The following is a 26,025-nucleotide window of genomic DNA, read 5'->3' as shown; positions in this document are numbered from 1 at the left end:
ATGAGTAATAACAAAAATGTCGTTATTGTGGGCGGCGGTTTAGCTGGTTTAATGGCAACAATAGAGGTTGCTCAAGCTGGTGTACACGTCGATTTAATTTCACTTGTTCCAGTAAAGCGTTCTCACTCCGTTTGTGCACAAGGTGGTATTAACGGTGCCGTTAATACGAAAGGTGAAGGTGACTCACCTTGGGAACACTTTGATGATACGGTATATGGGGGGAGATTTCTTAGCGAACCAACCTCCAGTTAAAGCTATGTGTGACGCAGCTCCGGGAATTATTTATATGTTAGAACGTATGGGTGTTATGTTTAACCGTACACCAGAAGGACTATTAGATTTCCGTCGTTTGGTGGGACGCAGCATCACCGTACTGCATTCGCGGGCGCAACAACAGGACAACAGCTTTTATATGCTTTAGATGAACAAGTGCGTCGCCATGAAGCGAACGGATTGGTAACAAAATATGAAGGATGGGAATTCATCTCTTCTATTTTAGATGACGATGGGCGCTCGCGCGGTATCATTGCGCAGGACTTGAGTTCTCACGAAATGAGAGCTTTCAAAGCAGACGCAGTGATTGTTGCAACAGGCGGTCCAGGAATTATCTTTGGTAAATCTACTAACTCTGTTATTAATACAGGTTCTGCAGCTTCTAGACTTTATCAGCAAGGTGCAGCTTATGCGAATGGTGAGTTTATTCAAATTCACCCAACAGCTATTCCAGGTGATGACAAACTCCGCTTAATGAGTGAATCGGCTCGTGGTGAAGGTGGTCGTGTCTGGACATACAAAGATGGTAAGCCTTGGTATTTCTTAGAAGAGAAGTATCCTGCTTATGGAAACTTAGTACCACGTGATATTGCAACACGTGAAATTTTTGATGTTTGTGTTAATCAGAAGCTAGGTATTAACGGGGAAAACATGGTTTACCTAGACTTGTCTCACAAAGATCCAAAAGAGTTAGATGTTAAGTTAGGTGGAATCATTGAAATATACGAGAAATTCGTTGGAGATGATCCACGTAAAGTTCCAATGAAAATCTTCCCAGCTGTACACTATTCAATGGGTGGCTTATGGGTTGATTTTGATCAAATGACAAGCATTCCTGGTGTGTTTGCAGCGGGTGAAGTTGATTATACAATCCACGGTGCTAACCGCTTAGGTGCTAACTCATTACTATCTTGTATTTATGGTGGTATGGTTGCTGGACCTAACGCTGTTAAGTACATTGATGGTTTAGATGAACTTGCTGATGATCAAACTTCTTCATTATTTGATGAAAAGCTTAAAGAAGAACAAGAGAAATTTGAAGGTTTAATGAACATGACTTCAGGTAGTGAAAATCCATATCAGTTACACCGTGAACTTGGTGAATGGATGACGGATAACGTAACAGTGGTTCGTGAAAACGAAAAGCTCAAGAAGACAGATGAGAAAATTGTCGAGCTGATGGAACGCTGGAAAGATATTAATCTTGCTGATACATCTAGATGGAGTAACCAAAGTGTCATGTTTACTCGTCAGCTTCAAGATATGCTTCAATTAGCAAGAGTTGTTACAATCGGTGCTTATAATCGTAATGAAAGTCGCGGGGCACATTATAAGCCTGAGTTCCCTGAACGTAATGATGAAGAGTGGTTAAAGACAACAAAAGCTAGCTTTAACCCTGAGAAAAATGGTCCAGATATTACTTATGAAGAGGTTGATACTTCACTAATCGAACCTCGTAAGCGTGACTATTCTAAATCAAAATAAAAGGGGGTAAAACTGATGGCGGAAGAAACAAAAACAGTAAGACTTATTATACAACGTCAGGATAGCCCTGATTCACAGTCTTACGAAGAAGAATTCGAAATACCATATAGACGTAATATGAACGTGATCTCTGCATTAATGGAACTTAGACGAAATCCAGTAAATGCTAAAGGAGAACCAACAACACCTGTACATTGGGAAATGGGTTGTCTAGAAGAGGTTTGTGGTGCTTGTTCCATGAACATTAATGGAAAGCCTAGACAGTCTTGTACAGCTTTAGTTGACCAACTTGAACAACCAATTCGCTTAAAACCAATGGATACTTTCCCAGTCATTCGTGACCTAGCTGTTGATCGTAGTCGCATGTTTGATTCACTTAAGAAAGTGAAAGCTTGGACTCCAATTGATGGTACGCACGACTTAGGTCCTGGTGAAAAAATGCCAGAAACCAAGCGTCAATGGGCTTATGAATTATCTAAATGTATGACTTGTGGTGTATGTTTAGAAGCTTGCCCTAATGTTAACAGTAAATCTAACTTTATTGGTCCAGCTGCCTTATCACAAGTTCGTTTACACAACTCTACTCCAAACGGTTCCATGCATAAAGCGGAACGTATGGATGCTGTAACAGGAGACGGTGGACTTCAGAACTGTGGTAACTCACAGAACTGTGTACAGGCTTGTCCAAAAGGTATTCCACTTACAACATCAATCGCAGCACTTAACCGTGAAGCTACTGTAAATTCATTCAGAAACTTCTTCGGTAGTGATCAACAAGTTTAAGACTAATCATTTAAAGGGGCTGACGAAATAAGTCAGCCCCTCATTTAAAATAAAAAATGAATGAGTATTCATTTTTCTGGGAGGGCAACGCTATGAGATTACCTAGTTACATCGAAGATTTAAATCAATGGAGAGCAGACTTTAAGTTTTCTTCAAAAATTGAGATTCGTTTTTCTGAAACGGATATGTTTGGCCATATGAATAATGTCTCACCTTTTATCTATTTTGAGGAAGCAAGAATAAAATATTTTAATCACCTTAACTTATTCGGACACCTAGCTGAAGAACAAAATAAAGTACCAGTAGTTGGTGACTTAAAGTGTGATTACATGAAGCAAGTGTTTTTGGTGATGAATTATCTATTTATGTTAAAGCATCAAATGTCGGTAATAGTTCGGTTGATATACATTACATGGCGATTAATCAGAGAAGTGAACTTTGTCTCACGGGGCGTGGAACAGTAGTTCAAATTAATCCTAAAACGGGAAGATCAGTACCATTTGACGATCACCAGAGGGCACAACTATCAACATTAAGAGAATCTGTAAATATGTAGTTAAAATGTTTGAACCAAATTAAGGTCTTTTACATAAACTATCATGACTAAGTAATTCCTCATAAGGAACAAGTAGCTCACTCTTTGATAGAGGAGGGGTTACCGTTTGGATAGCAAAAATATCGTCCTACTAATATACTGACCAAAGAGAAAGAGAAGTTTTTGAATTGCTTGTACAGGATAAGACAACTAAGGAAATAGCTGAACAATTGTTTATTTCAGAAAAGACTGTGCGAAATCATATCTCAAACACCATTCAAAAATTACAAGTGAAGGGGCGTTCTCAAGCTGTTGTCGAGTTGATTCGACTTGGCGAGATTCAGCTGTAATTTGAACCGGCTGTAAACTAGCCGGTTCCTTTACTTTCAAGACTTATACATCAGTTATTGTTAAATCTTAAATTAAGATGACAAAACAAGGATTTACTTGAATTTTTCTACAAAAAACGTGAGAATATGTACATAGACTTTTTTGAGGAGGAAATCCTGTGCAATCAACGATCGATGCAAAAACGATTACTGAATTGGAAAAAAGTATTCGTTACATATCGCATATCATTAAACAAAGAGGTCGTGAAATTTTAGATCATTACCCGATTACACCACCTCAATTTGTTGCGCTGCAGTGGTTAAAAGATTCGGGAGATTTGACGATTGGTGAATTGTCTAAAAAGATGTATTTAGCTTTTAGTACCACTACTGATTTAGTTGACCGTATGGAGAAAAACGGACTAATTGAGCGTGTTCGTGATCCTAGAGATCGTCGTGTAGTAAGAATACATTTATTAGATAAAGGTAAAGAAATCATTCATGAAGTCGTTGAAAAAAGGCAACTATATTTACAAGAGGTTCTACAATCTTTTTCTCAAGATGAAATTAAGTCATTACACATACTGATGTCTAAGTTATTTGACGAAATGAAACTCCATGAAGAGAATTCGAAACATCTAGATAAAGGAGAATGAACTTGGAACAACCAATAGGGGTTATTGACTCTGGTGTAGGTGGATTAACTGTATTACATGAGTTGAAAAGGCAACTGCCAAAAGAAAAATTTATCTATTTAGGTGATACATTAAGATGTCCTTATGGTCCGAAACAAGAACATGAAGTGATTCAATATACGTGGGAAATGGTAACACACCTCATGACATTTGATATTAAAATGTTAGTAATTGCATGTAATACCGCAACAGCTTTAGTGATTAATCAGTTAAAAGAGCAGCTTCCGATTCCTGTAGTGGGAGTAATTGAACCAGGAGCTAGGGCAGCCATTAAGGCAACGAAGACGAATCATGTTGGAATAATTGGAACAGAGAACACGATTAAAAGTAAAGCATATGAAACGGCTTTAAAAAGTATTAAACCTTCATTGACTACAGTTGGAGTAGCATGCCCTAAGTTTGTCCCATTAATTGAAAGTGGGCAATTTACAGAGCCTGGAGCTTTAGAAATCGTGAAGGAAAGTCTAGAATTCATTAAAGACCACCCTAATCTTGATACGCTTATTTTAGGTTGCACTCACTACCCGATTATTCAACCGTTAATTGAAGAAGTAGTAGGGGAACAAATTACAGTTCTTTCATCAGCTGTAGAGACAGGTTTTGAAGTAAGTACGTTATTAACATTTTATAATATGTACAATTCACTAGAAGGTAAACTGGAAGAACCCGTCATACTTACTACAGGAAGTTTAAATGTATTTCAGCATCTAAAAGAGGAAATATTTCAGTTAAAGAGTGCTTCTTTAAAACAAATTACTTTATCCTAGCCATAACTTATACTTCAAGGCAATGAAGTATAAGTTTTTTTATGATATACTGTGCGTGGTGTTTAGAAACAGGTAATTAGAATAAAATAAATTTGCAATTATATTTAGTTAGTTCAGGAGGATTTATATGCGTACTGACGGCCGAACTGCCGAACAATTAAGAGAAGTTAACATGATTACTAATTTTACAAAACATCCAGAAGGATCTGTATTAATCACGGTAGGAGAAACAAAAGTCATTTGTAACGCAAGTGTTGAAGATCGTGTGCCGCCATTTATGCGTGGTCAAGGTAAAGGCTGGATCACTGCTGAATATGCGATGTTACCTCGAGCTACTGAGCAAAGAAATATTCGAGAGTCTTCAAAAGGCAAGGTATCAGGCCGAACTATGGAAATTCAACGTTTAATTGGTAGAGCTTTAAGAGCGGTCATTGACCTTGATTTAATTGGTGAACGTACGATTTGGGTAGATTGTGATGTTATCCAAGCAGATGGAGGAACTAGAACCGCCTCTATTACGGGGGCGTTTGTAGCTGTTGCTTTAGCATGTGGCAAGCTATTAAAAGAAGAGAAGATTTCAAAAATGCCGATTAAACATTTCTTAGCCGCAACTTCAGTTGGTGTTACTGAAGAGGGAAGTTCAATCCTTGATTTATGTTACGAAGAAGACTCAACAGCATCAGTTGATATGAATGTTGTCATGACTGATCAAAATGAATTTGTTGAACTACAAGGAACAGGTGAAGAAGCTACATTCTCTCCTAACCAATTAAACGAATTAATTTCATTAGCTCAAAAGGGAATTAATGAATTGTTCTCCATACAAAAGGATGCACTTGGTGATGTTGCAGAACGAATAGGTGAAGGAAAGTAAAGGAGAGTAAGCTATGAAGCAGGTTTATGTGGCAACAACAAATCCAGGGAAAATAAAAGAATTTCAAGAAATGTTTAATTCATTAGATATTCAGATGGTGAGTTTGATAGATGCATTTGAAAATGTAGGGGATGTTGAAGAAACAGGAACTACCTTCGAAGAGAATGCTAGGCTAAAAGCTGATACGTATTCTAAAACTTATGATGTGCCGGTTATGGCGGATGATTCTGGCTTAACAGTTACAGCCTTAAATGGAGAGCCAGGTGTTTACTCTGCACGTTATGCAGGTTTAGATAAAATGATGACAATAACATGATGAAATTACTTAGTAATTTAGACGGTAATAACAATCGTGACGCTGCTTTTGTATCTGTCATCGCTTATTCGAGACCTGGAGAAGAGACGATTATATCTGAAGGTCGTTGTGAAGGAAGGATCGCGGAAGCGCCAGAAGGTACAGAAGGTTTTGGATATGATCCTATATTTATTCCAGATGGTTATAATCATACTATGGCTGAACTAGGACCTGAGGTAAAGAATCAGATTAGTCATCGAAAATATGCCTTAGACCAAATGCTGAAACAAATAAAAGATTTATTATAATTAGAAGCTGGGGAGATAACCCAGTTTCTTAAATTAATTCTTAATATAGGTTGACATGTGCGAGGAAATTTTTATATAATAATTCTTGTCCGCAACAGAAATGTATAAAGATACATTTAAATAATGGACATAGTGATCAGTAGACTGAATGCGTCAGTTACATAATTATTATTTACTACATATTATGCGGGTGTAGTGACGAGCAAAACTACTATGAGTTTGCTACGAGTTGCCCCGAAGCATAAAAACATCTTCGAATAAACTGGTAGATGCAGGGGCATAGTGTTAGTAGATTAGATGCGTCAGTTACATAATTATTATTTACTACATATTATGCGGGTGTAGTTTAGTGGTAAAACCTCAGCCTTCCAAGCTGATGTCGTGGGTTCGATTCCCATCACCCGCTCCATTTTTTGTTTTAATACATAAGTCCCAGTAGCTCAGCAGGATAGAGCAACAGCCTTCTAAGCTGTGGGTCGCAGGTTCGAATCCTGCCTGGGACGCCATTTTAAAAATGTGCTCAATCTCTTTAGCCATTAAGAGATTGAGCTTTTTTTATGTTCCTAATTATTTTGATTGCTCAGGTTTTGGTTGCTGTGTGATTGAAGATATAACCATACTTGTGACGACTGTTGCAATTAAATTCAAGATCGCAAAGACTAAGAGCACGATAAAGAAAGTATCTCGCATGTTTGTAAGCCCTCCATATTCCGAAACTATTTGTCTAATTCTTAATTATATCTTTATCAATTAACAAAAATCATTCGTAAAATTGAGCAAAGGATCATAAACAAAAAACTCTCACTATAAAAAGCGAGAGTCAGCAGTACTATATTTAACCAATCATAAGCCTGACTGTATCAGGGTTAATTTTCCTCATATATAATTCTTGCTCTAATAGTTCGATGAAATCTAGTTCTAATTCAAGGTTTATGGATTTGATATATGCACTGATTAATTGGTCATTATTTAAAAAATGCATCCATTCCACCCCTTTTACTTACGACTTTGTTACCAACAACATACCCTTTTGTTAGAATATAAACCATAATCTAGTTAAATAGGGTGAATTGTAATGAGAGACATTATTCAAATGGCATTACATCATGCACAAGACAAAAGTGATATCGTGAGTCAACAACCTGTTAGTGGTGGTTCAATCAATGAAAGCTTTTTTGTAAGAACAGCACGTCAAACTTATTTCATCAAGCATCACCCGAATGCACCAGAAAATTTCTTTGCTTATGAAAAAGAAGGATTAGAATTAATTAGATCAACCCAGACTATTCAAGTTCCTAAAGTTTACGCACATTCAGATCAACCAGGGAGAGCTTATTTAGTTATGGAATGGGTAGAAGGTGAAAAAAATTCAAACACTGAATATGAATTGGGTCAAGGTTTGGCGAAATTGCATCAAACTAACGCAGCTAGGCATGGTGTTCATCATGACACTTATATAGGTACACTTAAACAACCAAACACACTCTATAATGAATGGGTGGACTATTATAAAGAATGTCGGTTAAAAACTCAGCTTGAAATTGGGGTTGATCTTGGTAGCTTAACTGGCAGGCGAAGAGAGAAGTTAGAAAGAATTATTACTGATTTAAATCAGTTTATTCCAAAAGAAATTAAACCCACTTATTTACATGGTGATCTATGGGGTGGGAACTGGTTAACAGGATCTAATGGTAAACCTTATTTAATTGATCCTTCATTTTTATATGGTGACAGGCATTTTGATATAGCGTTTACAGAGCTATTTGGTGGATTTTCAAAGAAGTTTTATCAAGCCTATCAAGAAATTTATCCATTAAGCTCTTACTATGATGATATTAAGGAGTTATATCAATTATATTATTTGCTTGTTCATTTAAATATTTTTGGTGAGATGTATGGTTCCGCAGTGGACCGTGTTTTAGATAAGTATGCTGGATAAAAAAGGGCTTGAAAAATCTCTTAATGATTGGTTTAATAAATAAGTGTCTGTCCCAGTAGCTCAGCAGGATAGAGCAACGGCCTCCTAAGCCGTAGGTCGGGAGTTCGAATCTCTCCTGGGACGTTAACAAACTATCTGTGCTAAACCTTTTTAACTAGGGTTTTGCACAGATAAAGGATGCTAACGCAGATTATAACTCTGTGTGGCATCTTTTTTCCCTACAATATTCCTGCATAGTTTTAGTACCTCCATTAAGATCTCAATATGGTGAAAAGATTTCTAATTTATTTATTAGCTGTAAAGGGACATCATTAAAAACAAAATCAACTAACAATGCAATTTCAAAACAATTAAGCAAATATGCAAAGAGCTATAATCTCTAGAATATTAACCCTCATGCTCTTAGAAGAGGTTATGCAAATAGCTTGTTGGGCAAGGGGGGTAAATCTTGCTTTAATATCAAAAGCTCTTGAGCATTCAAGCCTAGCAGTTACTACTCAATACTTGGATATAGATGTTGAGGAAGTTATTGATAACTTGAGAGAATTTTTCTTCTACTAGCTTTTGTAGGGTTTATAGTGTTACTTTACCTAGAGGATAGTAATAAACTTTTAAGGAAATTAAGAGTAATCCTCTAGATGAGAAAAATGTATTAACTAACAATCTAAAGAGTATCAAGTCAAGTATCAAAAAGGTTCATCAAGATTATATCGCTGAAATTTTTACTGAAGAAGATGCACAGAATTAAAAAAGCAGTTAAAAGCTCAAAGAGAGCATACTGAGGTACAGTTAGAAAAATTGAATAGTAGGATAATGGTGAAATAGTAAAAGAGCTAGAGGCTGTCTTAATCAGGCTAAGAGCTTGTTTAAAATGTGAGTTAAACTTAGAAGCAAAAGAAATGAATCTATTGTTGTCATCTGTAATAGACAAGATTGAGTATAAGAGGGTTGGAAATCACAAGGCAGAGATTGATATGCAAATACACTATAAAGGACAATCAGCGGAGCTAGAGCAGTAATTCTAGCTTCTTTTTATTTAATTATTTGGTAAAAGAGGATTTTTATGGTTTTGTCGAATATTGTACTAAGTTGTACTTTTGTATTAAAGGTGGTGTGAGTTTTATGGCTGAAAGAAAACCCCTAGGCAAGCATGAGAATGCAATTTTACTTTCTGAAGTTGACAGTTTATGTCCAATTTGTGCTAAGCCTCTTATTTATGAAAAAAAGGTAGGAAATATAAGAGATGGGAAGGTGCTCATATATATCCCCTTAACCCTACAGAAGAGGAAAAGAAACTGTTAAAGGGTGAGAAAAAATTACATGAGGATGTAAATCATTTAAATAATATTATTGCTTTATGTCGCGATTGTCATAAAGAATTTGATAATCCTAGAACAGTAGAAGAATATAGAGAATTATTTAGCATTAAGAAAAATATTCTGAGTAAGAATGAAACAAGGACAAAGTACCATGATCACCATATTGAGAATGAAATTAAAGAAGTAATTACTACGCTAGTAGAGGGCTTTGGTGAAGGATATTCTCAGCAATTGGAGATGAATGCTTTAAGGTTAGATGAAAAAGCAGATAAATCTCTAACTCCTATAACAAAAGAAGGATAAGGAATGAAATAAGAGATTACTACTTATATATTCAAGAGCAATTTCGCCAGTTAGATAGCAATTATCCGCAATCATTCCATAGAATAGCTTTACAAGTAAGTCTTTTTTATAGCACATTAACAAAAACAGAAACCTCGCAAGAAGTAATTTACACTCAATTAACTGAGTGGTTATCCAAAGTAACAGGCAATAGCTCTTTAGGTGCGTGTGGAATAATAATTTCCTTTTTCATTCAGAATTGTGAGGTGTTTTAATGCTATTACCAAGTAAAGTAACTAGGTTTAGTGAGTCAGTGATTGGAAAGATAACAATTCTTCTAGAGTATTTAGTAGATGGTGAAATAACTATTAAGGATTTGTATTACAGCACAAGAGATCAATTTGAAGAAATAGATGAATTTATTTATTCACTTGATGTATTATATCTGCTTGATGCTGTCAAAGTGGATTTTGATAAAGGAGTAGTTTCATATGTTAACAAAAATTAAGAGTAAAATATTTCAAGAGGAAGCAATTGAATTTCAAAAAGGTCTAAATGTAGTGCTAGGTGACAATAAAGGTTCAAACTCAATTGGTAAATCAACTTTACTAATGATTGTAGATTTTGTTTTTGGTGGTAATACATATACTTCACATAACAAGGATATGGCAGAAAATTAGGTCATCATGATTTCTTATTCAAGTTTGAATTTGATGGGGTTGAATACTACTTTATTAGGGGCACTGAGGAGCCAGATATAGTATATGAAAGTAACAGCAATTATGAGCAATTAGATCAGATGAAGGTTGGGGATTTTACAAAAAATTAAAGAGTTTGTACAAGCTAGAATCAGATTATTTAACTTTTAGATCTATTGTTAGCACTTTCTCAAGAGTGTGGGGCAAAAATAATCATGATGTAAAAAAGCCTCTCCATAATGTACCGAATCAAAAGTTTAGTGAAACAGTTTCAAACCTAATCAAGCTGTTTTACAAATATGAGGAGATTGCTAATGAAGATAAGGAATTAAAGACATTAGAAAGTAAAAAGAAGTATTGAATAAAGCAGGTAATTTTAAATTTATTCCTAAGATCACAAAAAGAAATATGAAAAGAATTTAAAAGAAATTGAAAGACTTACTAAGGAGATTGAAAAGGTTGGTAAGAAGGCTTACAGTCCCTCTATAAATGTTAGCGAAATAGTCTCTGATGAGTTAATTAAAGTGAGGGAAGAAAAAAATAAGTTGCTTGAGGAGCGAGAATATCTTAGGTCTAGATTAAATAGGACAAATAGAAAAATAAAGAAATCTGCTGATGCTGGGTTTGAAAACCTTAAAGATTTCTTCCCTAATGTCAATATAGAAAAATTAACTGATATAGAATCCTTTCACAATGGTATCAGCTCTATACTAAGTAATGAACTAAAAACAGCGAGGAAAGAATTGAATGGAAAGATTAAGGTATTAGATAAAGAAATTAGCGAATTAAATTCCAGACAAGAGCAATTATTAAACCCTGATGAGGAGCTTAATGTATTTATTGATAAGTTAATTGAACATACCTCAGAAATAAAGAATTTACAATTAGAAAATGAATACTATTTAAGGTTGTCTGTTATTAAGTCAGATGTAAAGGCTAAGGAACAAGATCTTGATGAAATAAAAGAAAAGATAGTAAAAGATATAGAGAAAGAAATTAATTCAAAGATTAAGGAGGTAAATGATTTAGTTCATGAGGATAAAAGAAGTGCTCCTAAATTAGATTTAACATACACATCATATGAATACAAAATATCTAATAATACTGGTACTGGTAAAGCATACTCAAACTTATTGATATTTGATTTAGCTGTATTATTACTAACTAGACTACCATTTATCATTCATGATTCTTTCTTGTTTAAAAACATTGAAAAAGAAGCAGTAGAGCAAATCATTGATTTTTATAATTCAATGTCTAAACAAGTGTTTATAGCGATTGATCTAATAAACATGTATAACAAAGAAACTCAAGATACTTTGAAAAAGAATAAAGTTATTCAATTATCAGAGAATAATTTATTGACTACTTTAGACTGGAGAGATAGTAGCAACTAAAAGGAAGGATATGGTAGTAGGATCCTTTTTGGAAGAGTATAATGTCAGCCTCCTAAGCCGTAGGTCGGGAGTTCGAATCTCTCCTGGGACGTTAAAAAGGCCTGATCAGTTTCGTACTGGTCAGGCCTTTTACTTATGGCGTTTAGGATAAATCAAAATCATTTTTGTTATTAAATAAAGAAATATGACAATGGATATTAAAATAAATAACAAATTTAACATAAAAATTTTAATGAACAAGAAAATGATGATTGGCCAAGTTAAAGCATAAGATGTCATTTTCCATAATTGATGATAAGCTAGTTTTCTATTTAAACTATTTCTAATTAAATAAGAAATACCAGCTAAAGCTGTAACAATTAATGTGGTTAAAAAGATCGTTAAAGCTGGATACAAGAAAACCACTTGAATAATCACAACATCTGGGATCGAACCGTTTGTATCTTTAACATTCTGAACAAATCTTATTGCATCGGGTAAGAATAAAATTAAAAATAATAGGTTGATGAACACGAGTGTATCTCTCATGTTCATGCGATTTAATTTAAACAAAGCATCTTTCTTAGGTAGTAATAAACTGTTTTTAAGAATCGTACCTAATTTCACTCGTCGCCCCTCCGCTCACTATTAGAAAAAGACTGCTAATTCGTCTTCAATGGCTTTTTAATTTTAGTTATGGCATCTTCAGTGTCTTTCCCAAAGATTCTTTTGCCGTTGACTAATGCGTAAGGTCTAACAGCGCAAAGTCCGCAGAAGGAAAGGCAGCTATTTTCTATCACTGCCACTTCTGGATATTCTTCCTCCAGTATTTCCTCTAAGTTAACTTGAGCGATTAGATTTCCGTCACAGATTTCGACTACAACAAGACCCATAGCTGCTTTCCTCCTTTCTAGTTAAACAATCATTTTCAAAATTATAATTATAAAGCCTCTTTGTAGTTTGTGCAACTTTTATGTTTGAATAATGATGACAAAAGTTGGAAGAATAAGTTTGTCTAAATGACAAGAAAGAGGTGTGGTAGTTGGATTTTACAACTTTAAATAAAAGTTTTATTAATGGAGAGTGGGTTGAAGGGCAGAGTAGCCGGACGTTTAATAATCAAAATCCGTATAACGGAGAAGAGTTACAAACGATTAAGCTCGCGACATTAAATCAGTTAGAAGATACTTTTTTAAAAGCAAAAGAGGTACAGAAGAGTTGGGCTAAAACATCTGCTGAAGAGAAAAAGCAAGTATTAAATAAAGTCATTGAATTTTATGAACAGAATCGTGATGACATAATTGATATCATCACTAGAGAAACTGGTGGGAGTGTCATAAAGGCGAATGTGGAAGTTGATTTAACAATAGGGTTGGTTAAGGAAGCATTGACCATGCCTGATGAATTAGACAAAGTAGAAGAAGTACCTGCGGGTATAGAGAACCGAGTGAACCGTGTTCACAAATTACCACTTGGTGTGATTACGTCAATATCACCATTTAATTTTCCGATGAACTTATCAATGAGAACGATCGCACCTGCGATTGCTCTTGGTAATAGTGTGGTTCATAAACCAGATGCGCAAACAGCGATGTCCGGAGGTTCGATTATTGCAAAAGCGTTCGAATATGCAGGGTTACCAAAAGGTGTGTTTAATTGCCTATTAACAGATCTTGATGAGATTGGTGATGCTATGTTAGAAAGTCCTCATTCACAGCTTATTAGTTTCACAGGGTCGACACCTGTTGGTAAACATATAGGTAAAATAGCTGGTGGTATGCTCAAACGTGTAGCATTAGAGCTTGGGGGGAAATAATCCATTTATCGTTTTAAAAGATGCCAATGTTGATAAGGCAGTAGATGCAGCGGTATTTGGTAAATTTATTCACCAAGGACAAATTTGTATGTCCATAAACCGTTTTATTGTCCATCACGATCATTATGATGAGTTTGTAAAAAGTTTGTTGAACGAGTTAAGGCTATTCCATGCGGAGATCCGACTAATCCAGAAACGATTGTGGGGCCACTTATTAATGAAGAGCAAGCTGATAAAGCCTCGAAGATTATAGAAGATGCTAAAAATGCCGGGGCCAAGGTGGCATTAGAAGGGTCGAGGGACGGAAATTTACTTACGCCGACTGTATTTATTGACGTTGATAATGGTAGTGAGCTTGCGCAAACAGAATTATTCTCACCTATTGCGACCATTATAAAGGCCGAATCTGATGATAAGGCAATTGAAATGGCTAACGACACACCTTACGGATTAAGCTCAGCTATCTTTACTGAGGATTTAACTGAAGGTGAGGAATTAGCACGTCAAGTGGAAAGTGGTATGACCCATATAAATGATCAAACCGTTAATGATCACCCAACAGTACCATTTGGTGGCGCTAAAGAAAGCGGGTTAGGTCGTTTTGGTAATCCGTGGATTGTTGAAGAATTTACGATGACAAAATGGGTTTCGATTCAAAAAGAATATCGTGAATATCCTTTCTAAACTTTTAATTGATTCAATTTGTACAAAGAGGCCTGGAACTCTTAGTTTATCAATTTAACTTAAGAGTTTGGCCTTATTTTTGTGTTAAATAGAACCGTAATCATGTATGATATAGATAAATAGGTATCTGTAATTTTTAATTACAGGTTACACATTATGTTTTTAATGAGGTGATTATGGGTAGATTATGTTAACAGGGAAATTATTTAAGACGGGATGGTTTTATTATGGATTATGAACAACAAGACGTCGTCATGTTCCCGGGATGGAGAAAAGAGTTAGAGGCAAAGACGTTTGAAGCAGTGAAACATAAGAATTATAAGGAAGCTTTATTACATATTGAGCAATTAGAATCGTTCGATGAAGCATCAAATGATATTTTAACGGCAAAAGTAATTTGTTTAATTGAAACCAGTCAATATGAGCAAGCAATTGGTCTCTGCCGGAAACTGATGCGAGAAGATGATGAGAATTATTATAAGTATTTACATATTTATTTGACGATCTTATTTCAAAATAGTCAATATGCCGAACTCGTTGATCTCTTAGATGAAATTCAAAATCATGAATCCATCCCAGTTGAATATGAAGAGCCATTTAAACAATTGTATGATATGAGTAAACAGTTTCAAGAGCAAACTCCTAAGCGAGATTCGTCCGAACACATGGAACATTTTTGGATTCACTCGAAGGTGGTAATTTCCAGGAACAATGGAATTTGCTATCATACCATCGTAAACATTCAATTGAACCATATTTAGATCGATTAGTACCATATTTAAGTGACGCTCAGCTTAATCCAGTTATTAAAACTGGTATCTTACAATGGTGTATAGATGAAGGCATTGAAGATCAAATTGAAATTGTTAAATTTGATCGGTCTAAGTGGATAAAGCCTTATGAATTACCTGATGTACTAGAAACAGAATTTGCAAAGACTTGTTTAATAGAATTAGAAGAAATTGAACATGATGATCCTACTCTATACCAATTTACAAAGCAGATTTTGTTTCGATTTTGTATATTTTATACCCATTAACGCCTATTGATGCTGAACCGAGTGAAATCGCTGAAGCGGTATCTAAATTAGCTGAGAAATATTTGAATTTAAATCAAGACGAACACCCTACATACATAACTGAAAATACTAGGAAGTGGATGGATGAGATTGAGCAACTAGAAAAATTATATTTCTCTCAAATTGAGGATTGACATTTTCTAGTTTAGATTATTGAACGGATAAATTTCTATGTTATAATATAGTGGTTGCATTATGCATGAATAGTGAGATTTAATGATCGCTATGTAAAAATATTGGAATAAATAGTTTTTGGAGGGAAGTTTTATGTCAGCAAAATGGGAAAAGAAAGAAGGCAATGAAGGTGTCTTAACGTTTGAAGTCGACACTGATGAATTTGATAAAGCCTTAGATCAAGCTTTTAAAAAAGTAGTTAAAGATGTGCAGGTACCTGGATTCCGTAAGGGTAAAGTACCTCGTAATATTTTCGAAAAACGTTTCGGTGTTGAAGCATTATATCAAGATGCGGTTGACATTGTCTTACCTGATGCTTATATGAAAGCAGTTGAAGAAGCAGGTATTACTCCGGTTGATCGTCCTGATGTTGATATTGAACAAATTGAAAAAGGAAAACCATTAGTATTTACTGCTGAAGTAACGGTTAAGCCAGAAGTTACATTAGGTGAATATAAAGGTCTTGAAGTTGAAGAAAAAGATACAACTGTCACAGATGAAGATGTTGAAGAAGAATTAAAATCACTTCAAGAAAAACAAGCAGAGCTAGTTGTTAAAGAAGAAGGAACAATCGAAGAAGGTGACACAGCTGTTATTGACTTTGAAGGTTTTGTTGATGGCGAAGCTTTTGAAGGTGGAGCAGCAGAAAACCATTCATTAGAAATTGGCTCTGGTCAGTTCATTCCTGGATTCGAAGAGCAACTAGTTGGTAAAGAAGCTGGAGAAGAACTAGATGTTGTTGTAACATTCCCAGAAGATTATCAAGCAGAAGAGTTAGCGGGTAAAGAAGCTACATTCAAAGTTAAAATTCATGACATTAAAACAAAAGAATTACCTGAACTTGACGATGAGTTCGCAAAAGATGTTGATGAAGAAGTAGAAAACGTTAGATGAGTTAAGAAATAAAACTCGTGAACGTTTAGAAGAAGAGAAGAAAAATGATGCTGACGTTGAAAAAACGTGAATCACTAGTTAATCAAGCAGCTGACAACTCAGAAATGAACATTCCACAAGCAATGGTTGACTCAGAACTTGATCGTATGATGCAGGAATTTGAGCAGCGTCTACAAATGCAAGGTCTATCATTAGACATGTACGCTCAGTTCACTGGCCAAGATGAAAATGCGCTTAAGGAACAAATGAAAGATGACGCTGAGAAACGTGTTAAAACTAATCTAACTTTAGAAGCTATTTCAGAAGCTGAAACTTAGAGGTAACAGAAGAAGACGTTAAAAAAGAATTAGAACAAATGGCCTCTATGTACAACACAGATGTTGATAACTTAAAGCAAATGTTAGGCGGAAATACTGACATGCTTAAAGATGATCTTAAAATGAAAAAAGCAATTGACTTCTTAGTTGAAGAAAGCAAAACTATATAATAATTAAAACAAGGCGCGTGTTGAACGTGCCTTGTTTTTCAATAAGTAACATCTACATATTCGGAAAAGGTGTGTAACTTTTCAAAAACAAAGCATAAGATGATTGTAAGTTTTTCTTTTGACTAATTTAATTTTCAAGTACATAATGAGAATTACGGAATTCATTTATACAAACAATAATATGACATCTAGTTAACATACAGATAAAACTTTGATTTTTATGGGGTGAAATAATGTTTAAATTTAATGAAGAGAAAGGGCAACTTAAGTGCTCTTTTTGTGGAAAGACGCAAGATCAGGTGCGTAAGTTAGTCGCAGGACCAGGCGTTTATATATGTGATGAATGTATTGACCTTTGTACTGAAATTGTAGAAGAAGAATTAGGTTCAACAGATACGGAAGAATTCAAAGATGTACCAAAACCTAAGGAGATTTGTGAAATCCTTGATGATTATGTGATTGGTCAAGAAAAAGCGAAGAAGTCCTTGTCAGTTGCGGTATATAACCATTATAAACGTATTAATTCAAATAATGTAAAAAACGATGATGTTGAATTGGCTAAAAGTAATATCTTATTACTTGGACCAACAGGTAGTGGTAAAACATTACTTGCACAAACATTAGCAAGAATTCTTAATGTACCTTTCGCTATTGCAGATGCAACGTCATTAACTGAAGCGGGTTATGTAGGTGAAGATGTTGAGAACATCTTACTAAAACTAATTCAAGCAGCAGACTATGATGTAGAAAAAGCTGAAAAAGGTATTATTTATATCGATGAAATTGATAAGGTCGCTCGAAAATCCGAGAACCCGTCAATTACAAGAGATGTATCAGGTGAAGGTGTACAACAAGCCTTACTAAAAATTCTTGAAGGTACACAAGCAAGCGTACCACCTCAAGGCGGACGTAAGCATCCTCATCAAGAATTTATTCAAATCGATACAACTAATATCTTATTTGTGGTTGGTGGTGCATTCGACGGCATCGATCAAATTGTTAAACGTAGGCTCGGTGATAAAGTCATTGGATTTGGTGCTGAAGCAAATAACGCCAATGTCAATGAACAAGATTTATTAACAAAGGTTCTTCCTGAAGACTTATTACGCTATGGATTAATTCCAGAATTCATTGGCCGTCTTCCAGTAATCGGAAGCCTTGAACAATTAGATGAAGATGCATTAGTTGAAATCCTAACTAAACCTAAAAAACGCTCTAGTTAAACAATACGAAAAGTTATTTGAAATTGACGATGTAGAGCTTGAATTTGAAGAAGAAGCTTTACGTGAAATTTCAAATAAAGCCATTGAACGAAAAACAGGAGCGCGTGGGTTAAGATCCATTATTGAAGGTATTATGTTAGATGTGATGTTCGACTTACCTTCGCGTGATGATATTGAGAAATGTATTATTACAAAAGATACAGTCAAACTCGATAACGGTAAACCAAAGTTAGTCATGAAGGATGGTTCGGTAATTGATCAGAATGAAGAGCCTAAAGAAAGTGCTTAAAACTCAAACAGTTAGGCCTTAAATAAACTCGCCAGCTTGGCGAGTTTATTTATTTCTAATAATTAGTACATAATAAGAGTGGTTTATTTAAAGCATAAGAACAATTTACAACATGATTGGAATTCTATATGATTAAAGTACGGAAAATCTTGGAGGTGTTCATCATTGGGAACAGATAAACATACAGATATCCCCCTCCTACCATTGCGTGGCGTTGTTGTTTATCCATCAATGGTTATGCATTTAGATGTAGGAAGAGAAAAATCAATAAAAGCTTTAGAAGATGCTATGATGAAAGACCATCATATACTGTTAGCAACTCAAAAAGAAACGTCTTTAGATGAGCCAACAAAAGACGACCTTTACCAAACTGGAACTGTTGCTGAAATCAAACAAATGGTTAAGCTACCAAATGGAACAAGGCGAATCTTAATTGAAGGCTTACATCGTGCAGAAGTACAAGCTTTCAATAAAGAAGATGACTTTTTTATTGTTGAGTATGAATCACTAGACGATGAGCAAGGTGAGAACCTTGAGCAACAAGCCATGATGAGAATGCTCATTAATGATTTTATGAATTCACTAAAATATCAAAGAAGTTAAATCAGGAGACATTTGATTCTGTAAAAGATATTGATGAACCTGGTCGCCTTGCTGATATGATTAGTTCCAATCTTTCATTAAAAATCCAACAAAACAGCGAGTGCTTGAAATAGTCTATATACCTGAACGACTCGATTTCATTATTCAACTAATTAATAATGAAAAAGAAGTTTTAAGTATGGAGAAAAAGATTGGTCAACGCGTTAAACGTTCAATGGAACGAACCCAGCGTGAGTATTATTTAAGGGAGCAACTAAAAGCGATTCAAAAAGAGCTTGGTGAAAAAGATGGAAAAACTGGCGAAGTGGCTGAGTTAAAAGAAAAATAGATGAAGCTAATATGCCTGAGCGAATTGAAAACGTTGCTTTAAAAGAACTTGACCGTTATGAGAAAGTTCCTCAAACATCTGCTGAAAGTTCAGTTATACGTAACTACATTGAGTGGCTTGTTTCGTTACCTTGGACAAATGAAACAACAGATAACTTAGAAATTAACAGAGCTGAGCGAATTTTGAATGAAGATCACTATGGTTTAGATAAAGTTAAAGAACGCGTTTTAGAATACTTGTCAGTTCAAAAATTAACGAATTCTATAAAAGGCCCTATTTTATGCTTAGTGGGACCACCAGGTGTCGGTAAAACGTCACTAGCAAAGTCCATTGCACGAGCGATCAATCGCCATTTGTTAGAGCATCGTTAGGTGGCGTAAGAGATGAGGCTGAAATTCGAGGTCACAGACGAACTTATGTAGGTGCTATGCCTGGACGCATTATTCAAGGAATGAAAAAAGGCCGAAACCATTAATCCAGTCTTTTTATTAGATGAAATTGATAAAATGGCAAGTGATTTCAGAGGCGATCCATCATCGGCTATGTTAGAAGTGTTAGACCCTGAACAAAACCATTCTTACAGCGATCATTTTATTGAAGAACCATATGATTTGTCGAAAGTCATGTTTATTGCAACTGCTAATAATTTACAGACAATTCCTGGTCCATTACTTGATCGTATGGAAGTCATTTCAATTGCGGGATATACAGAGCTTGAGAAGCTTCATATATCAAAAGAACACCTTCTTCCAAGACAGCTTAAAGAAAATGGTCTATCAAAAGGGCAACTGCAAATCCGTGATGAAGCCATTTTAAAACTGATTAGAATGTATACTCGTGAAGCAGGTGTGCGTAACTTAGAGCGTCAATTTGCATCGATTTGCCGTAAAGCAGCCAAAATTATCGTTGCTGAAGAGAAGAAACGAGTGGTTGTAACAGAGAAAAAATTAGACGAACTATTAGGAAAACCGCGTTTTAGATATGGACAAGCTGAAGTCGATGATCAAATTGGAGCTGCAACTGGTCTTGCTTATACACAAGCAGGGGGCGATACGCTATCCATTGAAATCTCATTATCAAAAGGTACGGGTAAATTAACCCTTACCGGTAAACTTGGTGATGTTATGAAAGAATCAGCTCAAGCTGCTTTTAGTTACATTCGTTCACGTGCAGATGAGCTTGAAATAGAACCAGATTTTCACGAAAAATATGATGTTCATATACACGTCCCAGAAGGTGCAACTCCAAAAGACGGGCCATCTGCTGGTATTACGATGGCAACAGCTCTCGTGTCTGCCTTAACTGAAAGACCTGTTCGTAAAGAAGTGGGTATGACAGGTGAAATCACATTACGGGGTCGAGTTCTCCCTATTGGTGGTTTAAAAGAAAAATCACTTAGCGCCCATCGTGCTGGTTTAACGACCATTATTATGCCAGCTGAGAATGATAAAGATTTAGAAGAAATTCCGGAAAGCGTTCGAGAAGGGTTAACATTTATTAAAGTTAAACATTTAGATGAAGTACTAGAACATGCTCTACTACCTAATAAACAGTAATACGTGTTGTTCCTAAGGAGAATTTATTATGAAAGTAACACAGGCTGAAATTGTGATAAGTGCTGTTAGTAAAAAACAATATCCGAATGACGGATTGCCTGAAATTGCATTAGCAGGCAGGTCCAATGTCGGTAAATCATCTTTTATCAATAAGATGATTCAGCGTAAAAGCTTAGCGAGAACCTCTTCAAAACCAGGTAAAACACAAACTCTTAACTTCTATAAGATCAATGAGTCGTTCTTTTTTGTAGATGTACCTGGATATGGTTACGCCAAAGTGTCAAAAAAGGAACGTGAAGCTTGGGGGGAGAATGATGGAAGAGTATTTCCAAGAGCGGGAAACTCTTGAAGCAACGGTTTTACTGATTGATATGCGCCATCCTCCTACTGAAGATGATATTATTATGTATGATTTTTTAAAGCATTTTGAACTTCCTGTTTTGGTTGTGGCGACAAAACTGGATAAAGTAAAAAAGGCCAAGAGAGATCAGCATTATAAAGTTATTAAGGAAGCGTTAGATTTAGAGCCAGAAGACCAACTGGTTGCTTTTTCTGCCGAGACTGGTGAAGGTAAGGATCAAGCTTGGAGACATTTAAGCGGGTTTATTTCATAGTATGAGTTTGAAAAAGGACTTTCTTAGCAAAAAGTGGCTGAGAAAGTCCTTTTTGTTTGGAGGAAATTTATAAATTTCGCACCTCACAAGATGTTACTTTTTAAATAATAAAATGCTTCCGATTAGAATGAGCAGGATTGGCCAAAAACTTCTCGAGCTGCACAAACACAAAATCAAACCAACTGAACCAATCAGGCATTGCAATAGATGTAATGGCCATAAATGAAATGATAATAAATATGAGACCGATCACCATACCTTGGTTTGTTTTTGAGAACGTAATAAAAAAGCAAATCCAATAATTAAGGTATACATACCCCAATGGTCAATCCATTGTACGGAATGTGTCAGTGCATGAAAATGAATACCTAACCCGAGTAAAAACGACTCCAGGGAAAATACTATCATGTTGTTTTTGTGTATAACCATTGAATAAGAACGCGATTCCTAATATGATAAGTATGGTTGGCCACGTATCAAAACGCGATAAAAATGGGATGGAGTATTGTTGTAATAAGAAATAAATACCGATTCCAATTAGAATAATACCTAAAAAGATTTTGTTGGTTCATGAGATACGCTCCTAAAATCAGTTTTCTTGAAGGCTAAATGGCCATGTGTTAACCTTGTATTAGTAGATAATAATTATTCTAAATTAATACTATCACAAATTTTCATATTATGTTCATGTTTTTAAACGTAATAAAAACGACTTTATTGGTATACTAACATTATAAGAATGGTTCGTATAGATAAGGGGTGAAGGGTATGCATGTCATAGTAGTAAGCTTAAACTATCGGACAGCCCCAGTTGAATTAAGGGAACAGTTAGCTTTTAAAGAGGATCAAGTAGGCGATGCGATGGTTGCTCTGAATCAAGAAAAGAGCATCCTAGAAAATGTTATCGTCTCAACTTGTAACAGAACGGAATTATATGTTGTGGCAGACCAGTTGCATACTGGTCGTTATTATGTGAAGCGCTTCGTATCAATTGGTTCGATGTGGATCTTGATGAAGTGACAAAACATGTAGAGATTTATGAAGATCAAGATGCAATTCGCCACTTATTCCGTGTATCAGCTGGTTTAGACTCCATGGTTTTAGGTGAAACTCAAATTTTGGGACAAGTTAAACAAGCATTTCATGTTGCGCAAGTGCGTGAGGCTTCAGGACTCATCTTTAATCAATTGTTCAAGCAGGCGATTACTGCAGCTAAAAAAGGGCATCGTGATACAGAGATAGGTGAACATGCGGTATCTATTAGTTATGCAGCTGTAGAATTATCGAAAACTATTTTGGCGATTTAAAGAATCAACACGTTGTCATCTTAGGCGCTGGCAAGATGGGTGAATTAGCTGTACAAAATTTACACGGCAGTGGTGTTGATCGTGTAACTGTCGTTAATAGAACATTTTCAAAAGCTGAAGAACTTGCGAATCGCTTTAATGGTGAAGCCATTCCTTTAGAGAATTTTGAGTCCACATTAAAAGATGCTGATATTCTAATTACATCTGCCGGGACTCAAGATTATGTACTGACTAAGGAACAAATGTCTTCACTTATTAAAAAGAGAAATGGGAAGCCAATTTTTCTTGTAGATATTGCGGTTCCGCGTAATCTTGATCCCGCCATTAATGATTTAGATAGTGTCTTTTTATATGATATAGACGATCTCCAAGGCATTGTTGATCAAAACTTATCAGAAAGACAAAAGGCGGCAGCTCAAATTGATGAAATGATTGAAGCCGAAATGGATGAGTTTGAAGAATGGTTAACAACATTAGGTGTTGTGCCAATTATTTCAGCTCTACGTAAAAAGGCTTTAACAATTCAAGAACAAACAATGGCATCCATTGAACGTAAAATGCCTGATTTAACGGCTCGTGAGAAAAAGGTATTAAATAAACATACGAAAAGTATTATTAATCAAATGCTTAAAGAACCAATTCTTCAAGCTAAAGAAATGGCTGGAGAAGAGCATGCGGATGATATGCTTAAATTATTTATTCGAGTGTTTGGCATTGACGATGAGGTTGAAGAGGAGCTTAGAAAACAAAATTCAAAACATCAGTCTCATGAGGAAGTTAGTCGTTCATTACCTTTATCAGGCTTAATACAAGCGATTCAACATCGTTAATAAGGGGAAACTCACATGAGTGCCTTTGAAGACTTAAGAATTTATGAATTAATCGTTATATTATATGGATTAAGTTTAATGATGTATTTCTATGATTTTGTTAAGCAAGACCGGAAGGCCAATCAAATGGCCTTCTGGTTACTTTTATTGGTTTGGTTTTTACAGACCATTTTTTTATTTAGAGAGATTTATATTACAGGGACATTGCCTATACTGAGTATAACGGAAGGTCTTTATTTTTATGCTTGGTTAATACTCTTGGTATCCGTAGTAGTCAATTACTTTTTTAAAGTTGACTTTTTAGTGTTTGTGATGAATGTGATTGGCTTCATCATTATGTTAGTCTTTTTAGTTTCACATTTAACAAGTGGTGGTAATACGTTTGGAGATCAGTTTATAGGTGAATTATTGCTATTTCATATTGTGCTAGCATTCTTATCCTATACGCTGTTTACAATATCTTTTGCTTTTTCTGTCTTATATTTATTACAATTTAAGATGTTGAAGGAGAAAAAGTGGGGACGGACACTTAAAAAGTTAGGTCGTTTAGGGCAAATGGAAGAATGGTCATTTTTATTAATCATTATTTCAACACCTTTATTGTTCATTTCTCTTATATTAGGAGTTGTATGGGCATATATGGCCAACGAGCTATTTTATTGGATTGACCCAAAAACGATTGGTTCATTTATTGTCATTATTTTATATGGGTTTATCATCTATAGAAAAGTTGTGAATAAATCAGTTGGAAAAGATTTAGCGCATGCGAATACGATGGCATTTGCGATATTGTTTTTAAATTATTTCTTATTCTCATTATTATCAAATTTTCATTTTAATTAGGAGGTTTACGATGCGAAAAATCGTAATAGGCTCAAGACGAAGCAATTTAGCAATGACCCAGACTGAATGGGTTATTGAGCAGCTGAAGAAACATACGAAAGATTATGAATTTGAAGTTAAAAAGATCGTTACTAAAGGAGATAAAATTCTAGATGTAACGTTATCTAAAGTTGGCGGGAAAGGCCTTTTTGTAAAAGAGATTGAACAAGCTATGTTTGATCATGAAATTGATATGGCGGTACATAGTATGAAGGATATGCCTTCACAACTTCCAGAGGGTCTCGAAATTGCGTGTGTTCCTGAACGTGAAGATCACCGTGATGCATTTATATCCAATGATCATGTTCAGTTAGATGATTTAAAAGAAGGAGCTGTGGTTGGAACTAGTAGTCTACGTAGAGGGGCTCAAATTTTAGCTTACAGACCAGATTTAAAAATACATTGGATTCGCGGTAACATTGAAACGAGACTCAGAAAACTAAAAGAAGAGAATTTTGATGCCATTATTTTAGCTGCAGCCGGCTTAAAACGAATGGGCTGGTCAACTGAATTAATTACACAATACTTAGAACCAGAAGTAAGTTTACCTGCAGTTGGTCAAGGTGCACTTGCGATAGAGTGCCGTGAGAGTGATGACGATTTGAAAGAATTATTGTCAAACATTAATGATGAATACACGGCAACAACCGTTTCTGCCGAACGTAAATTTTTAAGTATGCTTGAAGGTAGTTGTTCTGTACCAATTGCAGCATACGCAATTAGAGAAGGAGACCAAATTACTTTAACTGGTTTAGTGTCTTCATCAGACGGCAAAACCGTTCTTAAAACACAGAGTACTTCTAACGACCCTATTCAAGCTGGTGAAGAAGTAGCGAATGAACTGATTAAACAAGGGGCTAAAGACTTAGTTGAGGAAGCTAAAAAGGAACTTGGAGAGCAATAATGTCTCAATTAAAGGGGAAGACCTTATTTATCTCTCGTGAATTTGCTAAAGCTCAAGATTTTATCGTTCCACTTAAAGAACATGGTGTAAACGTCATTGCTTATTCTTTAATTACTTTTGAGTTAGAGGAATCTGTTTCTCATCGTGAGACTATAAATCAATTTAATCAATTTGATTGGGTCGTTTTTACAAGTGCAAATGGTGTTCGGTACTTTTTTGAAACTTTAGACAATCACGCAATTTCGCCTAGTGAAATTCAACATATTAAAAAGGCTGTCGTTGGCTCAAAGACCAAAGAAGCTTTAGAACAATATGGCGTACAAGCTCATTTTTTACCAGAAATTTATGATGCTGAACATTTTTAGTCATTCGTTTATAAGTGACATGAAACCAAAGCA

At 35.3% G+C, this 26,025-nt stretch carries 30 protein-coding genes, 3 tRNA genes and 7 pseudogenes; 34 read left to right on the top strand and 6 right to left on the bottom strand.

Annotated elements, in window-relative coordinates:
* The 11 genes and pseudogenes from sdhA to JCM13188_RS08660 all read left to right on the top strand — a co-directional run bounded on the left by sdhA (position 1) and on the right by JCM13188_RS08660 (position 6,850).
* Positions 1-1,758, top strand: a pseudogene (gene sdhA / locus JCM13188_RS08705) (succinate dehydrogenase flavoprotein subunit).
* Between the two features lie 15 nt (positions 1,759-1,773).
* Positions 1,774-2,541 (top strand): succinate dehydrogenase iron-sulfur subunit, encoded by a 768-nt coding sequence (sdhB, locus tag JCM13188_RS08700; protein ID WP_054753496.1) that lies wholly within the window; start codon positions 1,774-1,776, stop codon positions 2,539-2,541.
* Positions 2,542-2,633: 92 nt separating this feature from the next.
* Positions 2,634-3,005 carry an acyl-CoA thioesterase gene (locus tag JCM13188_RS08695; protein ID WP_279401609.1) on the top strand — a complete coding sequence of 124 codons (372 nt, stop codon included), beginning with the start codon at positions 2,634-2,636 and terminating at the stop codon, positions 3,003-3,005.
* Between the two features lie 259 nt (positions 3,006-3,264).
* On the top strand, positions 3,265-3,426 hold the full coding sequence (locus JCM13188_RS08690) for a helix-turn-helix domain-containing protein (RefSeq protein ID WP_054753494.1): 162 nt from the start codon (positions 3,265-3,267) through the stop codon (positions 3,424-3,426).
* Positions 3,427-3,584: 158 nt separating this feature from the next.
* Positions 3,585-4,061 (top strand): MarR family winged helix-turn-helix transcriptional regulator, encoded by a 477-nt coding sequence (locus JCM13188_RS08685; RefSeq protein ID WP_054753492.1) that lies wholly within the window; start codon positions 3,585-3,587, stop codon positions 4,059-4,061.
* A gap of 2 nt (positions 4,062-4,063) precedes the next feature.
* Positions 4,064-4,867: a glutamate racemase gene (racE, locus tag JCM13188_RS08680; protein ID WP_054753490.1), complete on the top strand. Its 804-nt coding sequence runs from the start codon at positions 4,064-4,066 to the stop codon at positions 4,865-4,867.
* Between the two features lie 127 nt (positions 4,868-4,994).
* Positions 4,995-5,741, top strand: coding sequence for a ribonuclease PH (rph, locus tag JCM13188_RS08675; protein WP_054753489.1), 747 nt, complete (start codon positions 4,995-4,997; stop codon positions 5,739-5,741).
* Between the two features lie 13 nt (positions 5,742-5,754).
* A complete protein-coding gene (locus JCM13188_RS20765) occupies positions 5,755-6,057 on the top strand; it encodes a non-canonical purine NTP pyrophosphatase (RefSeq protein ID WP_369404911.1) in 303 nt (100 codons plus the stop codon).
* On the top strand, positions 6,054-6,344 hold the full coding sequence (locus JCM13188_RS20760) for a non-canonical purine NTP pyrophosphatase (RefSeq protein WP_369404910.1): 291 nt from the start codon (positions 6,054-6,056) through the stop codon (positions 6,342-6,344). The genes JCM13188_RS20765 and JCM13188_RS20760 overlap by 4 nt, the downstream gene beginning before the upstream one ends.
* A gap of 335 nt (positions 6,345-6,679) precedes the next feature.
* Positions 6,680-6,753, top strand: a tRNA-Gly gene (locus tag JCM13188_RS08665).
* Between the two features lie 20 nt (positions 6,754-6,773).
* A tRNA-Arg gene (locus JCM13188_RS08660) sits at positions 6,774-6,850 on the top strand.
* Between the two features lie 61 nt (positions 6,851-6,911).
* Here the strand turns inward: JCM13188_RS08660 and JCM13188_RS18690 are convergent.
* Both JCM13188_RS18690 and sda read right to left on the bottom strand, forming a co-directional pair.
* Positions 6,912-7,034, bottom strand: a complete 123-nt coding sequence (locus tag JCM13188_RS18690) for a hypothetical protein (RefSeq protein ID WP_279401608.1) — start codon at positions 7,032-7,034, stop codon at positions 6,912-6,914.
* Positions 7,035-7,179: 145 nt separating this feature from the next.
* Entirely contained in the window at positions 7,180-7,326 is a 147-nt protein-coding gene (sda, locus tag JCM13188_RS18685) for a sporulation histidine kinase inhibitor Sda (RefSeq protein WP_279401607.1), read from the bottom strand.
* Positions 7,327-7,419: 93 nt separating this feature from the next.
* Here sda and JCM13188_RS08655 point away from each other — a divergent pair, with 93 nt between their 5' ends.
* From JCM13188_RS08655 to JCM13188_RS08625, 7 genes are all read left to right on the top strand, one after another.
* A complete protein-coding gene (locus JCM13188_RS08655) occupies positions 7,420-8,283 on the top strand; it encodes a fructosamine kinase family protein (protein ID WP_054753487.1) in 864 nt (287 codons plus the stop codon).
* Between the two features lie 49 nt (positions 8,284-8,332).
* Positions 8,333-8,406: transfer RNA gene (locus tag JCM13188_RS08650), tRNA-Arg, on the top strand.
* 1,136 nt (positions 8,407-9,542) lie between these two features.
* A complete protein-coding gene (locus tag JCM13188_RS18680; RefSeq protein WP_369404917.1) occupies positions 9,543-9,905 on the top strand; it encodes an HNH endonuclease in 363 nt (120 codons plus the stop codon).
* Positions 9,875-10,159, top strand: a complete 285-nt coding sequence (locus tag JCM13188_RS20755; protein ID WP_369404916.1) for an ABC-three component system protein — start codon at positions 9,875-9,877, stop codon at positions 10,157-10,159. Before JCM13188_RS18680 ends, JCM13188_RS20755 begins: the two co-directional genes overlap by 31 nt.
* Entirely contained in the window at positions 10,159-10,392 is a 234-nt protein-coding gene (locus tag JCM13188_RS08640; protein ID WP_054753485.1) for an ABC-three component system middle component 7, read from the top strand. The genes JCM13188_RS20755 and JCM13188_RS08640 overlap by 1 nt, the downstream gene beginning before the upstream one ends.
* Complete coding sequence (locus tag JCM13188_RS08635; RefSeq protein ID WP_054753483.1) at positions 10,376-10,564, top strand: hypothetical protein; 189 nt, start codon at positions 10,376-10,378, stop codon at positions 10,562-10,564. Before JCM13188_RS08640 ends, JCM13188_RS08635 begins: the two co-directional genes overlap by 17 nt.
* 542 nt (positions 10,565-11,106) lie before the next feature.
* Complete coding sequence (locus JCM13188_RS08625; protein ID WP_054753479.1) at positions 11,107-11,979, top strand: DUF2326 domain-containing protein; 873 nt, start codon at positions 11,107-11,109, stop codon at positions 11,977-11,979.
* A 129-nt stretch (positions 11,980-12,108) separates the two neighbouring features.
* Here the strand turns inward: JCM13188_RS08625 and JCM13188_RS08620 are convergent, their stop codons facing one another.
* Both JCM13188_RS08620 and JCM13188_RS08615 read right to left on the bottom strand, forming a co-directional pair.
* Positions 12,109-12,585: a DUF1189 family protein gene (locus JCM13188_RS08620; protein WP_054753477.1), complete on the bottom strand. Its 477-nt coding sequence runs from the start codon at positions 12,583-12,585 to the stop codon at positions 12,109-12,111.
* A gap of 35 nt (positions 12,586-12,620) precedes the next feature.
* On the bottom strand, positions 12,621-12,851 hold the full coding sequence (locus JCM13188_RS08615) for a DUF1450 domain-containing protein (RefSeq protein ID WP_054753475.1): 231 nt from the start codon (positions 12,849-12,851) through the stop codon (positions 12,621-12,623).
* 149 nt (positions 12,852-13,000) lie between these two features.
* Between JCM13188_RS08615 and JCM13188_RS20750 the strand changes: the two genes are divergently transcribed.
* From JCM13188_RS20750 to yihA, 12 genes and pseudogenes are all read left to right on the top strand, one after another.
* On the top strand, positions 13,001-13,774 hold the full coding sequence (locus JCM13188_RS20750; protein ID WP_369404909.1) for an aldehyde dehydrogenase family protein: 774 nt from the start codon (positions 13,001-13,003) through the stop codon (positions 13,772-13,774).
* Positions 13,761-14,458, top strand: a pseudogene (locus JCM13188_RS20745) (aldehyde dehydrogenase family protein). Before JCM13188_RS20750 ends, JCM13188_RS20745 begins: the two are co-directional and overlap by 14 nt.
* Positions 14,459-14,685: 227 nt before the next feature.
* Complete coding sequence (locus tag JCM13188_RS08605; protein WP_054753473.1) at positions 14,686-15,219, top strand: tetratricopeptide repeat protein; 534 nt, start codon at positions 14,686-14,688, stop codon at positions 15,217-15,219.
* A complete protein-coding gene (locus JCM13188_RS08600; RefSeq protein ID WP_054753471.1) occupies positions 15,177-15,497 on the top strand; it encodes a hypothetical protein in 321 nt (106 codons plus the stop codon). Before JCM13188_RS08605 ends, JCM13188_RS08600 begins: the two co-directional genes overlap by 43 nt.
* The gene (locus JCM13188_RS08595) at positions 15,476-15,670 is read left to right on the top strand and encodes a hypothetical protein (RefSeq protein WP_054753469.1); all 195 of its coding nucleotides are present in this window, start codon (positions 15,476-15,478) and stop codon (positions 15,668-15,670) included. Before JCM13188_RS08600 ends, JCM13188_RS08595 begins: the two co-directional genes overlap by 22 nt.
* A gap of 133 nt (positions 15,671-15,803) precedes the next feature.
* Positions 15,804-17,091: pseudogene (tig, locus tag JCM13188_RS08590) on the top strand (trigger factor).
* 233 nt (positions 17,092-17,324) lie between these two features.
* A pseudogene (gene clpX / locus JCM13188_RS08585) lies at positions 17,325-18,603 on the top strand (ATP-dependent protease ATP-binding subunit ClpX).
* A gap of 231 nt (positions 18,604-18,834) precedes the next feature.
* The gene (locus JCM13188_RS18675) at positions 18,835-19,206 is read left to right on the top strand and encodes an LON peptidase substrate-binding domain-containing protein (RefSeq protein WP_439646625.1); all 372 of its coding nucleotides are present in this window, start codon (positions 18,835-18,837) and stop codon (positions 19,204-19,206) included.
* A 100-nt stretch (positions 19,207-19,306) separates the two neighbouring features.
* Positions 19,307-19,534 carry a hypothetical protein gene (locus tag JCM13188_RS18670; protein WP_279401605.1) on the top strand — a complete coding sequence of 76 codons (228 nt, stop codon included), beginning with the start codon at positions 19,307-19,309 and terminating at the stop codon, positions 19,532-19,534.
* Positions 19,535-19,545: 11 nt separating this feature from the next.
* Positions 19,546-20,166 (top strand): annotated as a pseudogene (locus JCM13188_RS18665) (AAA family ATPase); the annotation flags it as partial.
* Entirely contained in the window at positions 20,158-21,090 is a 933-nt protein-coding gene (locus tag JCM13188_RS18660; protein ID WP_439646624.1) for a S16 family serine protease, read from the top strand. The pseudogene JCM13188_RS18665 and the gene JCM13188_RS18660, both read left to right, overlap by 9 nt.
* A gap of 28 nt (positions 21,091-21,118) precedes the next feature.
* Positions 21,119-21,704 (top strand): annotated as a pseudogene (yihA, locus tag JCM13188_RS08575) (ribosome biogenesis GTP-binding protein YihA/YsxC).
* Positions 21,705-21,804: 100 nt separating this feature from the next.
* Here the strand turns inward: yihA and JCM13188_RS18655 are convergent.
* Together JCM13188_RS18655 and JCM13188_RS18650 are read right to left on the bottom strand one after the other, a co-directional pair.
* Complete coding sequence (locus tag JCM13188_RS18655; RefSeq protein WP_279401604.1) at positions 21,805-22,026, bottom strand: hypothetical protein; 222 nt, start codon at positions 22,024-22,026, stop codon at positions 21,805-21,807.
* A gap of 3 nt (positions 22,027-22,029) precedes the next feature.
* Positions 22,030-22,203: a hypothetical protein gene (locus JCM13188_RS18650; RefSeq protein WP_279401613.1), complete on the bottom strand. Its 174-nt coding sequence runs from the start codon at positions 22,201-22,203 to the stop codon at positions 22,030-22,032.
* 269 nt (positions 22,204-22,472) lie between these two features.
* Between JCM13188_RS18650 and hemA the strand changes: the two are divergent.
* The 4 genes and pseudogenes from hemA (at position 22,473) to JCM13188_RS08555 (ending at position 25,992) form a co-directional block, all read left to right on the top strand.
* A pseudogene (gene hemA / locus JCM13188_RS08570) lies at positions 22,473-23,841 on the top strand (glutamyl-tRNA reductase).
* A gap of 15 nt (positions 23,842-23,856) precedes the next feature.
* Complete coding sequence (locus JCM13188_RS08565) at positions 23,857-24,684, top strand: cytochrome C assembly family protein (RefSeq protein WP_054753467.1); 828 nt, start codon at positions 23,857-23,859, stop codon at positions 24,682-24,684.
* Positions 24,685-24,694: 10 nt separating this feature from the next.
* Complete coding sequence (hemC, locus tag JCM13188_RS08560; RefSeq protein WP_054753465.1) at positions 24,695-25,627, top strand: hydroxymethylbilane synthase; 933 nt, start codon at positions 24,695-24,697, stop codon at positions 25,625-25,627.
* Entirely contained in the window at positions 25,627-25,992 is a 366-nt protein-coding gene (locus tag JCM13188_RS08555; RefSeq protein WP_054753463.1) for a uroporphyrinogen-III synthase, read from the top strand. Before hemC ends, JCM13188_RS08555 begins: the two co-directional genes overlap by 1 nt.
* The last annotated feature ends 33 nt before the right edge of the window (positions 25,993-26,025 follow it).

The organism is Piscibacillus salipiscarius JCM 13188, assembly GCF_001311865.1.
GTDB classification, from domain to species: Bacteria; Bacillota; Bacilli; order Bacillales; family Alkalibacillaceae; genus Piscibacillus; species Piscibacillus salipiscarius.
The sequence above is the reverse complement of the archived record's forward strand: the minus strand, read 5'-3'. Positions and strand labels throughout refer to the sequence as shown.